Here is a 15,004-nt window from a genome sequence, read left to right on the forward strand (position 1 = left end):
TCACTTCCACCAGGTGGAGCTGAGCGCGATCGCCTTGAGCTGCTCGGCGGTGAGTGCGGGCTGTTTGCGGGTGGGCGCGGAGTGCTGGGTGTCGGAGTTGAAGGCGGAGATCACGACGCGTCGGCCGTCCGGCTTGATGGTGTCGACGGTGAGCTGCACGATCCCCGGGACGCCCTTGTCGCCGTCGCCCCGGGTCACGGTGACGGCGGTACCGTCCGGCTCGGTCGGGGTCTGGCCGCCGAGCGCGTCGCCCATGCCGACCTGCGCGTTGACCTCGACGAGGCTGCCGCCCCTGCCGTCGTTGACGACCACACTGGCGAACCCGTCCTGGCCGGACTTGTCGCTGAGCGTCATCCCCTGCGGCAACAGGGCGGCCAGGGACCTCTGCATCTTCTCGACGCTCGGCTCGCCCGGTATACCGACGTCACCTGCGGGCTTCGCCGCGGGGAGGGCGTCCGTGACGGTGCGCCACGCACCGTCCGTCGTCAGCTTCTTCAACCGGCCCGGGTCCAGGGGCGGGTCGATGCGGCTGACCGGCTTGTCCTTCTCGGCGGGCGCGTTGTGCTCGCTCACGTCGACGACCAGACCGTCCGGGGTGACCAGGGTGGCCCGCCACTCCTTGGCCTCGCCGGTGTTGCGCACGTACCTCTGGAGCAGCATGAAGTCCGAGCCGTCGGAGAGCTTTTCGCTCCTGCACGCGTCGAAGCGCACGTAGGCCCTGGCCGGGCAGGTAACCATGTCTCGGGCCATCTGGCTCTTGGGGTCGGTCCGCGTGATGCCGAGCATGACGGCCGCCTTGCCCTTCCCCTCGTCGAAGACCGCGGAGACCATCGGGCTGTCCGCGATCCCCTGCGTCGATTCCGTCCCCCGGGCCTCCACCTGGGTCAGTTCGCCGCGCGGCATCAGGCGCTTGAAGGTGTCGGTCATCCAGGCGCGAGTGATGGGGTGCGTGGTGCCGGTCGCCTTGTCCGCCTTGCCGTTGCCGTCGCCCTTGCCGTCGCCCTTGCCGTCGCCGTTGCCGTCGCCCTTGCCCGAGCCCTCGGCCTTACCCGTCTCGTTCCTGCCGCCCCCCTCGGCCTTGCCCTCGCCCGAGGTCCGCTCCACCGACGGCACGGGTGCCGCCACCTCCCCCCGACCGCCGGAGCCCCCGATCAGGCCGCCCGCCCACGCCCCGCCCACGCCCACCAGCGCCAGCGCGGCCACGCTGCCGGCGATCGCGCCGGCCCGGCGGCGGCGCAGGGTGCGCCGGCCCTTGGCCAGGCCGGTGTCGGCGAGGCGCTGCTGGTCGGTGGGGAAACTGTCGCCGGTGCGCCGCAGCGCCTGACCGAGTTCGTCCTCGAAAGGTGGCATGGCAAACCCCCGTCATGGGTGTCGTGTCGTCCTGTCGTCATGGAAAGCCCTGGTCGGGAAGTGGGTGGGGCGGGGTCCCGTCACCCCGAGGCGAACGCGACCAGGCTGCCGCCCAGCTGCTCGCGCAGTTTCGCCAGCGCCCGCGTGGTCCGGGTCCGTACCGCCGCCGAGCTCACATTCATCGCGTTGGCGGTCTCCTCGATGCTGCAGTCCTCCCAGTACCGCAGCACGATCACCGCCCGGTCCTTCGGCGCGAGCCGCCCCAGCGCCTCAAGGAGGGTCAGCCGCAGCTCCGGATCACCACCCGGAGGGCCCGCTCCGTCCGGGAGTTCGCCCACCGGACGCTCGGACGCCGCGCGCCGTCGCTGCTGGCTGAGGAAGGTCCGTACGAGAACGGTCTGGGCGTACGCCGCGGGATTGTCTATCCGCGAGATCCGGCCCCACAGGGCGTACATCCGACCCAGCGTCTCCTGGGTGAGGTCCTCGGCGAAGTGGGTGTCACCGCTGGTCAACAGGCATGCCGACCGGTAGAGATGACCGCTCCTGACCGTCGCGAACTCCAGATACTCCGCGTCGCGCCGCATCCCCCGCATCGGTCCCCACCCTTCCGCGCCGCCCGCCCACACTTCATTGACGCGATGGGCCCGGCGGAATGTTTCACCCGCATTCGCGGCGACGTGTGGGGTACGCGGGACGCATGCACGCACACGGCACCGAAAGCATCCAAACGGAGCTCGCCACCACCGGGCTCGCCGCGTCCCGCGACCTGATGGTGGGCATCGCCCCGTTCGTGATCGGTCTTGTGATCGTGGCGGTGCTCATAGGTGCCGTGGTGCTGGGTATCCGCGTCAAGAAGCGTGAGCCCGCCGCACCGCGCCCGGAGGAACAGCCGCGCGCCCCCGAGCGGGACCATCCGCCCGGCGTGGTGCACGAGCACCCGGAGCCGCACGAGCTCCCGCAGGACGGCGTCCGCCGCACCCCGCATCATCTGGGCGGCCCCGGCCCCGACGCCTGACCGGCCGCCCCGGGCCCAAGCCCAACAACGTGAACGACACGAACAACACGAACCACAGGAGGACCACCACCATGGCCACCCCCACCCACACTCCCACCACCTCCACCCACACCCCCGCCCACACCACCCGCCCCACCCACACCGCCCCCATGATCAAGAGCACGCTCCCCGAGACCGCCCGCCAGATCACCGGCATCGCGCTCCAGGGCGCGCTGGTCGACCTGCTGGACCTCTCCCTGCTGGCCAAGCAGGCGCACTGGACGATCGTCGGCCCGCGCTTCCGCTCGCTGCACCTCCAGCTCGACGAGATCGTCGCCACGGCACGCTCCTACGCGGACACCGTCGCCGAACGCGCCTCCGCCATCGGCATCGCCCCCGACGGCCGGGCGGGATCCGTCGCCGCGAGCAGCAAGCTGCCGCAGCCCGAGGCGGGCTGGATAGCCGACAACGACGTGGTATCCCTGCTGGTCGAAGCACTGGGCGGCATCATCGAGCGGATGCGCGAGCGCATCGCCGCGACCGACAAGCAGGACCCGGTGACCCAGGACCTCTTCATCTCCCTGACGGCAGAGCTGGAGAAGCAGCACTGGATGTTCCAGGCGGAAAACCGCTGAGGCACCGGGCAGCAGGCCCCCGCCCGCAGCACCTCGCCCCGTGGGCCGCGCACGCTGAGGATGCGCGGCCCACGCCCCTGTGCGTACCTGGGAGGGACGGAAAAGGAGCCCGCCCCATGTCGCAGCAGACGTCTTCGCAGCCCCTGCCGCAGCAACCGCTGGTCCCCGCCCACACCACCGGCGACTCCGGCCTGGTAATCCCGTACGGACAGGCCGGTGACCTGCCGGTTCTCGCCCTGTACGAGGATTTCCGCTGCCCGTACTGCGCCGCCCTGGAGCAGACGTCGGGCCAGGTGATCCGGGGCTTCGCGGACGCGGGGCGGCTGCGCCTGGAGTACCACTTCGCGGCGTTCCTGGACGGAATGCTCGGCGGGCGCGGCTCCGCGACGGCCCTGAGTGCGGCGGGCGCCGCGATCAACGAGAGCCAGGCCGATTTCAAGACCCTGCACGAGGCTCTCTACGCCCAGCAGCCCGACGAAAGCGTCGACTCCTACGGCGACCCGTCCGTCCTGCTCCGCGTCGCGGAATCGACGGGCCTCACCGCCCCCGCCTTCCGCGAAGCCGTCTCGTCCGGCACCTACGCCCCGTGGGCCGCGTCCGTCGCCGACGCCTTCGGCCGCAGCGGCGTACGCGGCACGCCGACCGTCCGCCTGGGTGAGACGTCGATCCACGGCTTCGACCGCACGGGCCGACCGCTCCCGGCACCCGAGATCACCACCCAGATCGAGGCGGCACTGACCCGCTAGGGAGAGGCACCGGGCTGTTCCACTCCCCGCCGCCCCCTGACACTCTGTGTACATGGCAGCAGTGGCAGAGGTCTTCTTCCGTCGGCTGAGCAGGTGGCAGGCGGACCAACAGCGGGAATCCATCGCCGACTTGTACGAGAAAACGTACCGCGAGACCGGCGCCCCGCCCCGTCCGCCGTCCACAGGCGCCCGCATCTCATACGACAAAAGCCCCCGCGCAACCGCCCCCACCCAGGCCTTCCACGACCGCACCGCCTTCCTCGACCGCTTCTCCGCCGACGTCCAACGCCCCGGCTTCGACATGCTCATCGCGAGCTCGGCGACCGTGCTGGTCGGCTGCATCTACGGCTACCTGCCCGACCGACAGGGCTCCTGGTGGTACGGCCGCCACGACATCGCCCCCGCAACGCTCGGCCAACTCGCCGACTCCGGCCGGATCTTCAACGTCGCGGAACTGATGGTCGCCCCTTCCCACCGCCGCCGAGGCGTGGCCGAGGAACTCCAGGACCGCCTGCTCGTACGCGTCGACGCCGAGCTCGTCACCACCCTCATCGAACCCACCAACACGGTGGCCAAAGCGGCCTACGAATCCTGGCACTGGCACCCCACCGACACCCTCCCCGCCGCCAACGGCCGCCCCGCCCTGGAAGTCTGGACCCGCCCGCCCCGCCCCCACACCCAGCATTGACCGGCACAGCGGGCAAAACCCCGCCGCCCCCGACCCGGGCCGCACTGGGTGGCGCTCCGGCACACAACCGGCACACAACAGAAAACCCCAGGTCGGAAACTTCCGACCTGGGGTTCTTCTGAGCCGCCTTCGGGATTCGAACCCGAGACCTACGCATTACGAGTGCGTTGCTCTGGCCAACTGAGCTAAGGCGGCACCGCTGCGTTCACACCATGGTGCGATCAGCAGCGGAGCCAAGTCTACACAGTTTCCGGGGGTGCTCCGCACACCCCCGGAATCGGGGACTCCGTGCAGGTCAGTGACGGGTCACTGACGGCTCAGTGGCGGGTCAGTGGCGGGTCAGGAGCACTGCTTGCCGTCCTTCGGAGGGGTGCCCTCCAGGAGGTAGGTGTTGATCGCCGTGTCGATGCAGTCGCTGCCCCGGCCGTACGCGGTGTGGCCGTCGCCGTCGTAGGTGAGGAGAGTGCCGGTGGCGAGCTGGTTGGCGAGGGACTTGGCCCACTTGTACGGGGTGGCCGGGTCGCGGGTGGTGCCGACCACGACGAGCGGGGCGGCGCCCTTCGCCTCGATGCGGTGGGCGGAGCCGGTGGGCTTGATCGGCCAGGACGCGCAGTTCAGGGAGGCCCAGGCGAGGCCCTCGCCGAAGACCGGGGAGGCCTTCTCGAAGGCGGGGAGGGCGGACTTCACGTCGTCGGGGGAGGTGAAGGCGGGGGGCAGGTCGAGGCAGTTGACGGCGGTGTTGGCGTACATGAGGTTGGCGTACTTGCCGCTGCCGTCGCGCTCGTAGTAGCTGTCGGCGAGGGCGAGCAGGCCGTTGCCGTCGCCCTGCTGGGCGGAGGCGATGCCGTCGCGGAGCTGCGGCCAGGCCCCTTCGTCGTACATCGCGGCGATCGCGCCCGTGGTGGCGAGGGCCTCGCCGAGCGGGCGGTTCTTGTCCTTGGTGGGGACGGGCTTGGCGTCGAGCGCCTTGAAGAGGGTCTTCAGGCGGGTGCCGGCCTCGGCGGGGGTGCCGGTGCCGAGCGGGCAGTCCTTCTGCTTGACGCAGTCGGCGGCGAAGGACTGGAAGGCGGTCTCGAACCCGGCGGTCTGGTCGCGGTTCATGTCCCGGGCGGCCAGGGAGGGGTCCATCGCGCCGTCGAGGACGAGGCGGCCGGTGCGGTCGGGGAAGAGTTCGGCGTACGTCGCGCCCAGGAAGGTGCCGTACGAGGCCCCGACGTACTGGAGCTTCTTGTCGCCGAGCACCTCGCGCAGGACGTCCATGTCGCGGGCCGCCTCGACGGTGGAGACGTGCGGGAGGATCTTCGCGGAGCGCTCCTCGCAGCCCTTCGAGAACTTCTCGTACGCCGTGGTCAGCTTCGTCACCTCGGCCGCGTCGTCCGGCGTCTGGTCGACCTGCGTGTGCGCGTCCATCTCGGGGCCGGTCAGGCACTCGACGGGCTCGCTGCGAGCGACGCCGCGGGGGTCGACGGCGACCATGTCGTAGCGGGCGCGGACCGGTGCCGGGTAGCCGAGGGCCGCGTACGCCTGGAGGTAGCCGATCGCGGAACCGCCCGGTCCGCCCGGGTTGACCAGCAGCGATCCGATCCGCTTGCCGGGCCCGGTGGCCTTCTTGCGGGCGACCGCCAGCTTGATGTCGCCGGCGGACGGCTTCGCGTAGTCGAGCGGCGCCTTCATCGTCGCGCACTCGAAACCGGGGGCGCCGCACTCCCGCCAGCTCAGCTTTTGGGAGTAGTACGGGGCCAGGGCCGCCCGGTCGACGGCCTTCCCCGTACTCTGCGCGGCGGTCGACACCGTCCGGCTCGGCGGCGACGAGGCCCCCGAACCGGTGGAGCAGCCCGCGATCAGCAGACCGGTCGCGGCGAACAGGGTGGCGGAGGAGCGGAGCAGGCGCCTGGAGTTCATGTTCGGAGCGTAGTGGGATTGTTACCTGGGGTGCGTCCTGGAGGCGGTCAGTTGCCCGTACGAGTGAGGCCGTCAACCCGGGGCCGAAGCTGGGGCGTCGTCGGTCCGGGGCGTCGTCCGTCCGGGCCCGCCGCCCGTGCCTCCTCAGCCCGCCCGCAGGGACACCGCCATGGCTTCGACGGCGAGGAGGGGGGCGACGTTGCGGTCCAGGGCGCGGCGGCAGGCGATGATCGCCTCGATGCGGCGCAGCGTGCGCTCGGGGGTGGAGTCGCGGGCGATGCGGTCCAGCGATTCGCGTACGTCCTCGTTGGCGAGGGCGACCGAGGAGCCCAGCTGGAGGGCGAGGACGTCGCGGTAGAAGCCGGTGAGGTCGGAGAGGGCCAGGTCGAGGCTGTCGCGCTGGGTACGGGTGGAGCGGCGCTTCTGGCGGTCGGCGAGCTCCTTCATCGCGCCCGCCGTGCCGCGCGGCATCCGGCCCCCGGCGGCCGCGCCGAGGGCGGCCTTCAGGTCCTCGGTCTCCTTCTCGTCCACGTCCTCCGCGACCTGCTTGGCGTCCTCACCGGCCGCATCGACCAGCTCCTGGGCGGCCTTGAGGCAGCCGCCGATGTCGTCCACGCGCAGCGGGAGGCGCAGGACGGTGGCGCGGCGGCTGCGGGCCCGTTCGTCGGTGGCCAGGCGGCGGGCGCGGCCGATGTGGCCCTGGGTGGCGCGGGCCGCGGTCATGGCGGCGTCGGGCTCGATGCCGTCCCGGCGGACGAGGACGTCGGCGACGGCGGCGACGGAGGGGGTGGTGAGGGTGAGGTGGCGGCAGCGGGAGCGGATGGTGGGCAGCACGTCTTCGAGGGAGGGCGCGCAGAGCAGCCACACCGTGCGGGGGGCGGGCTCCTCGACGGCCTTCAGGAGGACGTTGCCCGCGCCCTCGGTGAGGCGGTCGGCGTCCTCCAGGACGATGACCTGCCAGCGGCCCACTGCAGGGGAAAGCTGGGCGCGGCGGACCAGGTCGCGGGTCTCCTTGACGCCGATGGAGAGCAGGTCGGTGCGGACGATCTCGACGTCCGCGTGCGTGCCGATGAGGGTGGTGTGGCAGCCGTCGCAGAACCCGCAGCCCGGGTCGGCGCCCAGGGCGCGGTCCGGGCTCGTGCACTGGAGGGCGGCGGCGAACGCGCGGGCGGCGGTGGAGCGGCCGGAGCCGGGGGGGCCGGTGAACAGCCAGGCGTGTGTCATCTTCGACGCCTCGGCGGCCGTTTCGCCCGCGGACTGGGCGGTGACCTGGGCGTCGGCGTCCTTGGCCGCGCCGGCCAGCTGCTTCTGGACGCGCTCTTGGCCGACGAGGTCGTCCCATACGGTCATGGCCGCTCCCTGCACTTGCGGGCCCCGGGGTGGGGCTGGGTTCCCATTGTGGGTGACGGCACTGACAGTCGGGGACGGGCCGCTTGGGCGCGGGCGGTTCGGTGGCACCCCGAGGGCCCCCGGGGCCCGGGTGGGGCGGGGGCCCGGGTCGGGGCGGGATGCTGCGTGAGGGCTCGGTCGGGGCGGCACCCGGTGCCGGGGCGGATTTCTCCCCTCCCCGCCCCTTCCCGTAACCCTGCGGGGCTGTTGCACGGTTCCGTGCGGGTGCGTTGTGGCTGGTCGCGCAGTTCCCCGCGCCCCTGGAATGCCTGCCCTTCGGGCGGCATTCCAGGGGCGCCAGGCACATCAGCCCGGGCAGGGCGTGGGGGGCTTAGCCCCATCAGGGCGTAGCCCCATCAGGAACAGCAGCCCACCCACACCCCGCAGGCACCGGGCAGCGCCGCACCTACCTCCGGCCGCGGCCCTTGGGGCCCTTGCCCTCGTCGTCCTTCGGGGACCCTCCGAGCAGCTCGTCCGCCAGCGACGGCAGGTCGTCCAGCGGGGTCTCCTCCGCCCAGTCCGAGCGCCGCCGCGGCCGACGTTCCGCCTCGTCCGGGTCGACCTGCGGCAGCTCCCGCGTACGGTCCTCCTCGGGCTCGTCCCGGAAGTACCCCGGGGGCACCCGGTCCGCCGGTCCCGCGTCCCGTACAGGAGGCAGCACGGCGGTCTCGTCCGCCGCCGGGCCCGCGTCCCGTACGGGAGGCAGCACCGTGGTCTCGTCCGCCGCCGGTCCCCCCTCCCGTACCGCAGGAAGCACGGTGGTCTCGTCCGCCGCACCCCCGTCCCGTACCGCAGGAAGCACCGTCGTCTCCGTCGCCGAGTCCGCAGGGCCCTTCGTCAGGTCCAGCCGGACGATCGGCGTCGGCACGGTGGTCTCGTTGTCCGTCTCCGGCACCCGCTGCTGGGGGCGGGGCGCCACAGCGGCCGCCGTCGCCGAAGCAGTCGCCGCAGCCGCGGAGGCCGCCGCCGCAGCGGCCGCAGCCGCGCGGGCCTCCTCCGCCTTCAGCAGCGCCTCCTCCGCCTTGCGCTGCTTCTCCCGGCGGCGTTCCTCCGCCTCGGCGCGCAGCCGCGCCTCCTCCTCGGCCTGCTTGCGCAGGCGCTCCTGCTCGGCCGCGCGCGCCTTGGCCTCGGCCTCGCGGCGCACCCGCTCCTCCTCGGCCTGCCGACGCGCCTCCTCGGCACGCTGCCTGGCCTCCTCGGCCTGACGCTCCGCCTCGCGGCGCCGCGCCTCCTCGATCTCGCGGCGCTTGCGCTCCTCCTCCTCGGCGCGCAGCCGGGCGAGCTGTTCCTGCCGCTCGCGCTCGATGCGCTCCTCCTCGGCCTTGCGGGCGGCCTCCTCCTCGGCGAGGCGTCGCGCCTCCTCCTCGGCGGCCTTGCGCGCGGCCTCGGCGGCGGCGATCTCCTGCTCCGACATCGGCAGCATCCGGTCGAGCCGGTGACGTACCACCGTGGTGACCGCCTCGGGCTCCTGACCTGCGTCGACGACCAGGTAGCGGCTCGCGTCGGACGCCGCCAGCGTCAGGAATCCGGCGCGCACGCGCGCGTGGAACTCCGGCGGCTCCGACTCCAGCCGGTCCGGCGCCTCGGTGAACCGCTCGCGCGCCGTCTCCGGCGACACGTCCAGCAGAACCGTCAGATGCGGTACGAGTCCGTGGGTCGCCCAGCGCGACATGCGGGCGATCTCGGTCGGCGCCAGGTCACGGCCCGCGCCCTGATAGGCCACGGACGAGTCGATGTACCGGTCGGTGATCACTACGGCACCGCGCTCCAGCGCCGGACGTACGACGGAATCCACGTGCTCGGCCCGGTCGGCGGCGTACAGCAGCGCCTCCGCGCGGTTCGACAGGCCCGCGCTCGACACGTCCAGCAGGATCGACCGCAGCCGCTTGCCGATCGGCGTCGCGCCCGGCTCCCGGGTGACGACGACCTCGTGGCCCTTGGCCCTTATCCAGTCGGCCAGCGCCTTCGCCTGTGTCGACTTTCCGGCACCGTCGCCGCCCTCCAGGGCGATGAAGAACCCGGTCGTGGACGGTGCCTGCTCGGGCTCGCCGCCCCGCAGCGCCTCGCGCAGGTCCCGGCGCAGCGGTACGCCCTGCCGGTCGTCCGTTTTTGCGAGTACGAGTGCGGCCACGGGCAGGAGCAACGCCCCGACCAGCATCAACGTGTACCCGGCCCCGCCTCCTTGTACGAAGACGAAGCTTCCGCTCTCCAGCCGGTGCAGCCCGATCGCGGCGGCCAGCAGGGGCCCGGCGAGCATGCCGAGCGCCCCGCTGACCCGTACGACGGCCTGGAGGTGCTCGGTGGTGCGGGCCTGCCGGAAGTCCTCGGTCTCCAGGTCGAGCAGGGTGTGCGCGCTGTTGGCGGCGACCCCGGCGGCGTACCCCGCGAGCAGCGCGAGGAGGAGCACGGTGGTGGTGTCCGGCACCAGGCCCATGGCCAGCAGCGCGACACCGGCGACGGCGACCGCGAGGGACAGCAGACGGCGGCGCGAGAACGTGGGGAGGACCTTGGCGGCCGTACGAATGCCGAGCCCGGTGCCCGCGGCGAGCGCCAGCACCAGCAGCGCGAAGGTCGCGCCCCCGCCGCCGAGGTCCTGCGCGTGCAGTACGGAGACGGCGGCCGCGGCGGCGATCGCCCCGGTCACGGCACCGCCCGCCAGCACCAGAAGCGGAATGGCGCCGGTGCGGCCCTTGTCGGGGCCGTTGCCGGTGCTGGGCCTGCGCAGGCCCTCCAGCGGGGAGCGCGGACGCGGGGTGTGCGCGTCGGGCAGCTCCAGGAAGACGAGGGTGGAGAGGGAGGCCGCGAAGAGGCCCGCCGCGACGTACGAGGCAAGGGCCGCCTGGTGGCTGGAGAACCACCCGAGCCCGGTGCCGAGCAGTCGTCCGAGCAGCGTCGCGACGAGGAGCGCGGCTGCGGCGAGGGGGATCGCCGCGAAGTTCGTACGGAGCGTGAGGCGGCGCAGCGCCCCCAGGTGATCCGGAAGCGGACGTACCGCATCGCCCTCGATGGGCGGGGTGGGCAGCAGGGCCGGGGCGGCGCTCTCGTGCGCCACCGACCAGAACCGCTCGGCGACACCCGCGATGAACACCGTCACCAGCAGCATCGGCGTCGCCCTGTCCGGCATCCAGCCGATCCACAGCGGCGCGACCACCAGCAGCGCGAGCCGCAGGCCGTCGGCGGCGAGCATGGCCCAGCGCCGGTCGAGCGGGCCGCCGGGGGCGACCAGTGCGGAGACGGGGCCGAGCAGTACGGCGCCGAACAGCAACGTGGCGAGCAGACGCGCGCCGAAGACCGCGGCGACCACGAAGGCGGCACCGCGATAGTCACCGCCGAACACCGCCCGGGGGCCGGCGGCCTCCAGCGTCAGCAGGACAAGTACGAGTAGGGCGAGAGCATCCCCGACACCGCTGACGAGCTGTGCGCTCCACAGCCGTTTCAACGGCTGGTGGCGCAGAAGAGCCCGTACGGCTCGCTCGCGTGAGTCTGCGGCTAGTGCGTCGGAGGTGGGGCTCACGACCGTTGGCTGCTCGGCTCGCGTCATCCCGCCAGCCTATCCGCAGTGCGCGGGGCACATGCGCGGGTCTTCGAACGGATGTGTGCGTGCGGAGTGGGGTGGGGCGGGGTGCGGTTCAGGCCGCTGCACGGGGCGGAGGTTCCGTGCGGGTGCGCCGTGGCTGGTCGCGCAGATCCCCGCGCCCCTGATGGCATGCCCTCCGGGCAACCATCCCCCGCCCCCTTGGGCGGCGGGGCCGCCCCCCGGGGGCGGGACGGGCGGGCAAGGGGGCGGCCCGCCCGATACGGGCCCGCCCCGATTCCGCCCTCTGCCCGCACCCCACAGGGGGCCGAGCCCTACTCCGCGGGCGCCGCCGTCGCCTTCTTCGCCGGCGCCTTCTTCGCGGCAGCGGTCTTCTTCGCCGCCGTCGCAGAAGAGGCCGTCTTCTTCGCCGCCGTCTTCTTCGCGGCAGCCTTCTTCGCCGGAGCCTTCTTCGCCGCCTTCTTGGCGACCTTCTTCGCCGGCCCCTTCGCCCGCTTCTCCGCCAGCAGCTCGTACCCGCGCTCGGGAGTGATCTCCTCCACACTGTCGCCGGACCGCAGCGTCGCGTTCGTCTCGCCGTCGGTCACGTACGGGCCGAAACGACCGTCCTTGACCACGACCGGACGCTCGCTCACCGGGTCCGTGCCCAGCTCCTTGAGCGGCGGCTTCGCGGCCGCCCGCCCGCGCTGCTTGGGCTGCGCGTAGATCGCGAGGGCCTCCTCGACCGTGATCGAGAAGAGCTGGTCCTCGGTCTCCAGCGACCGCGAGTCCGTGCCCTTCTTGAGGTACGGCCCGTACCGCCCGTTCTGTGCGGTGATCTCGACGCCCTCGGCGTCGGCACCGACCACGCGCGGCAGCGACATCAGCTTCAGCGCCTCGACCAGCGTCACCGTGTCCAGCGACATCGACTTGAACAGCGAGGCGGTCCGCGGCTTCACCGCGTTCTTGCCGGTCTTCGGCGTTCCCTCGGGCAGGATCTCCGTCACGTACGGGCCGTAACGCCCGGCCTTCGCGACGATCTGCCGCCCGGTCTCCGGGTCCGCGCCCAGCTCGAAGTCGCCGCTCGGCTTGGCCAGCAGCTCCTCCGCGTACTCCACGGTCAGCTCGTCCGGAGCCATGTCGTCCGGAACGTCGGCGCGCTGGTGGCCCTCGGCGTCCTTCTCACCACGCTCGATGTACGGCCCGTACCGGCCGACGCGCAGCACGATCCCGTCGCCGACGGGGAACGACGAGATCTCGCGGGCGTCGATCGCCCCGAGGTCCGTCACCAGCTCCTTGAGACCGCCGAGGTGGTCGCCGTCGCCGTTCCCGGCGTCCGAGGCGGCGCCCGTGGCCTCGCCCTCACCGAAGTAGAACCGCTTCAGCCACGGCACGGACTGGGCCTCGCCCCGCGCGATGCGGTCGAGGTCGTCCTCCATCTTGGCGGTGAAGTCGTAGTCGACGAGCCGCCCGAAGTGCTTCTCCAGCAGGTTGACCACGGCGAACGACAGGAACGACGGAACCAGCGCCGTCCCCTTCTTGAACACGTACCCGCGGTCCAGGATCGTCCCGATGATCGAGGCGTACGTCGAAGGACGCCCGATCTCGCGCTCTTCCAGCTCCTTGACCAGCGAGGCCTCGGTGTACCGCGCAGGCGGCTTGGTCGCGTGGCCGTCGACCGTGATCTCCTCGGCGGCCAGCGCGTCGCCCTCGGCGACCTGCGGCAGCCGGCGCTCGCGGTCGTCCAGCTCCGCGTTCGGGTCGTCGGCGCCTTCGACGTACGCCTTCATGAAGCCGTGGAAGGTGATCGTCTTGCCGGAGGCGGAGAACTCGGCGGTGCGGCCGTCGGAGGCCTGCCCAGCGATCTTGACCGTGACCGAGTTGCCGACCGCGTCCTTCATCTGGGAGGCGACGGTCCGCTTCCAGATCAGCTCGTACAGCTTGAACTGGTCGCCGGTCAGACCCGTCTCGGCGGGGGTGCGGAAACGATCACCCGACGGGCGGATCGCCTCGTGCGCCTCCTGCGCGTTCTTGACCTTCCCGGCGTACGTGCGCGGCTTGTCCGGCAGGTACGCGGCGCCGTAGAGCTGCGTCACCTGGGCGCGGGCGGCGGTGATCGCCGTGTCCGACAGGGTGGTGGAGTCCGTACGCATGTAGGTGATGAAGCCGTTCTCGTACAGCTTCTGGGCCACCTGCATGGTCGACTTCGCGCCGAACCCGAGCTTGCGGGACGCCTCCTGCTGGAGGGTCGTCGTACGGAACGGGGCGTACGGCGAGCGGCGGTACGGCTTGGACTCGACCGAGCGCACCGCGAAGGAGGAGTCGGCGAGGGCGGCGGCCAGCGCGCGGGCGTTCGCCTCGTCCAGGTGCAGGACGTCGCTCTTCAGTTGTCCGGCCGCGCTGAAGTCACGGCCCTGGGCGACGCGCCTGCCGTCGACCGTCGTCAGGCGGGCGACCAGAGAGGACGGGTCGGAGGCGTCCCCGGCGCGTCCGGTGGAGAACGTACCGGTGAGGTCCCAGTACTCAGCAGAACGAAAAGCGATGCGCTCGCGTTCCCGGGCGACCACGAGGCGTGTCGCGACGGACTGGACACGGCCCGCCGAGAGCTTCGGCATGACCTTCTTCCACAGGACCGGCGAGACCTCGTAGCCGTACAGCCGGTCGAGGATGCGGCGCGTTTCCTGGGCGTCGACCATCGGCTTGTTCAGCTCGCGCGGGTTCGACACCGCCTCGCGGATCGCGTCCTTGGTGATCTCGTGGAAGACCATCCGGTGGACCGGGACCTTGGGCTTCAGGACTTCCTGCAGGTGCCACGCGATGGCTTCGCCCTCGCGGTCCTCATCGGTGGCGAGGAAGAGTTCGTCCGACTCGGCCAGCAGGTCCTTGAGCTTCTTGACCTGTGCCTTCTTGTCGGAGTTCACGACGTAGATGGGCTGGAAGTCGTGCTCGACGTCCACGCCCAGGCGGCGCACCTCGCCCGTGTACTTGTCGGGCACCTCGGCGGCGCCGTTCGGGAGGTCACGGATGTGCCCGACGCTCGCCTCGACTACGTATCCGGGGCCGAGGTAGCCCTTGATCGTCTTCGCCTTGGCAGGCGACTCGACGATGACGAGTCGGCGGCCGCCCTGTGCGGTCTCGCTGGTCGGGGACAACTTGGCTCTTCTCTCCGGTCGACACTCAGTGGTCACAGTCGTGGTCGTGTGCGCCCGGCGGACGGACCCGTCCGGACGCTTAACGCTGCGGAGTGTGACGGTACATCCCGTCCTCGTGTCAAACGGCAAAAGCCCGAAAGCCCGCAACGGCCACCTGAGAGACGGTAACCCGACAATCGCCATTCCTGCCGCCCGGACCGCCCCACCGCCCCCGTACGGGTCCCTCCTGGGCGGCCCGCCGCAGGAGGGCAAGCCCCCTCATCACGGCCGCTCCGACACGGCCACACCACCCCTCGGGCTCCGCCCTCATCCCCCTCGGGCTCCCGTTCGCCATCCTCCCTGGGCTCCGCCCCCCTCTTCCCCTAGCCCCCTTGGGCGGCGGGGCCACCCTCCCCCCCGCTTCCCCCGTAGCCCCCTTGGGCGGCGGGGCCGCCCCCCGGGGGCGGGACGGGCGGGCAAGGGGGCGGCCCCTCCCGCTCCCGGCCCACCCGGGTGCCGCCCCTGGCCCAGCCCCTGTACCGGACGCGCGTCCAAAGGGGCCCGGCCCGCCCCCGTACCGGACATGCGGCCCCGCCCGGCCCGGGCAAGAGAGGCCCCGGACCCGCCCCTTTCCCTAAAGCGCTCGCCGCGCGGC

At 72.2% G+C, this 15,004-nt stretch carries 10 protein-coding genes and 1 tRNA gene; 4 read left to right on the forward strand and 7 right to left on the reverse strand.

The window, feature by feature from the left end; all coding sequences use genetic code 11:
* Both ACIO3O_RS28275 and ACIO3O_RS28280 read right to left on the reverse strand, forming a co-directional pair.
* Positions 1 to 1,350 carry a hypothetical protein gene (locus ACIO3O_RS28275; RefSeq protein ID WP_401750575.1) on the reverse strand — a complete coding sequence of 450 codons (1,350 nt, stop codon included), beginning with the start codon at positions 1,348 to 1,350 and terminating at the stop codon, positions 1 to 3.
* Positions 1,351 to 1,430: 80 nt separating this feature from the next.
* Positions 1,431 to 1,943 carry a SigE family RNA polymerase sigma factor gene (locus ACIO3O_RS28280; protein WP_401750577.1) on the reverse strand — a complete coding sequence of 171 codons (513 nt, stop codon included), beginning with the start codon at positions 1,941 to 1,943 and terminating at the stop codon, positions 1,431 to 1,433.
* A 104-nt stretch (positions 1,944 to 2,047) separates the two neighbouring features.
* Here ACIO3O_RS28280 and ACIO3O_RS28285 point away from each other — a divergent pair, with 104 nt between their 5' ends.
* The 4 genes from ACIO3O_RS28285 (at position 2,048) to ACIO3O_RS28300 (ending at position 4,413) form a co-directional block, all read left to right on the forward strand.
* Positions 2,048 to 2,365, forward strand: coding sequence for a DUF6479 family protein (locus ACIO3O_RS28285; RefSeq protein WP_401750580.1), 318 nt, complete (start codon positions 2,048 to 2,050; stop codon positions 2,363 to 2,365).
* A gap of 149 nt (positions 2,366 to 2,514) precedes the next feature.
* The gene (locus ACIO3O_RS28290) at positions 2,515 to 2,979 is read left to right on the forward strand and encodes a Dps family protein (protein ID WP_401750837.1); all 465 of its coding nucleotides are present in this window, start codon (positions 2,515 to 2,517) and stop codon (positions 2,977 to 2,979) included.
* Positions 2,980 to 3,095: 116 nt separating this feature from the next.
* A complete protein-coding gene (locus ACIO3O_RS28295; RefSeq protein ID WP_401750582.1) occupies positions 3,096 to 3,725 on the forward strand; it encodes a DsbA family protein in 630 nt (209 codons plus the stop codon).
* Positions 3,726 to 3,777: 52 nt separating this feature from the next.
* Positions 3,778 to 4,413, forward strand: coding sequence for a GNAT family N-acetyltransferase (locus ACIO3O_RS28300; protein WP_401750584.1), 636 nt, complete (start codon positions 3,778 to 3,780; stop codon positions 4,411 to 4,413).
* 121 nt (positions 4,414 to 4,534) lie between these two features.
* On the opposite strand, the gene ACIO3O_RS28305 is transcribed toward ACIO3O_RS28300, so the two are convergent.
* The 5 genes from ACIO3O_RS28305 to topA form a co-directional block, all read right to left on the reverse strand.
* Positions 4,535 to 4,608, reverse strand: a tRNA-Thr gene (locus ACIO3O_RS28305).
* Between the two features lie 144 nt (positions 4,609 to 4,752).
* Positions 4,753 to 6,315, reverse strand: coding sequence for an alpha/beta hydrolase (locus tag ACIO3O_RS28310; RefSeq protein ID WP_401750587.1), 1,563 nt, complete (start codon positions 6,313 to 6,315; stop codon positions 4,753 to 4,755).
* Between the two features lie 144 nt (positions 6,316 to 6,459).
* A complete protein-coding gene (locus ACIO3O_RS28315; protein WP_401750591.1) occupies positions 6,460 to 7,665 on the reverse strand; it encodes a DNA polymerase III subunit delta' in 1,206 nt (401 codons plus the stop codon).
* A gap of 445 nt (positions 7,666 to 8,110) precedes the next feature.
* Positions 8,111 to 11,245 carry a dTMP kinase gene (gene tmk / locus ACIO3O_RS28320; RefSeq protein WP_401750593.1) on the reverse strand — a complete coding sequence of 1,045 codons (3,135 nt, stop codon included), beginning with the start codon at positions 11,243 to 11,245 and terminating at the stop codon, positions 8,111 to 8,113.
* 308 nt (positions 11,246 to 11,553) lie between these two features.
* A complete protein-coding gene (topA, locus tag ACIO3O_RS28325; protein WP_401750596.1) occupies positions 11,554 to 14,370 on the reverse strand; it encodes a type I DNA topoisomerase in 2,817 nt (938 codons plus the stop codon).
* Positions 14,371 to 15,004: the final 634 nt, after the last annotated feature.

This window comes from Streptomyces sp. NPDC087440, assembly GCF_044744005.1.
In the GTDB taxonomy this organism is placed as follows: domain Bacteria; phylum Actinomycetota; class Actinomycetes; order Streptomycetales; family Streptomycetaceae; genus Streptomyces.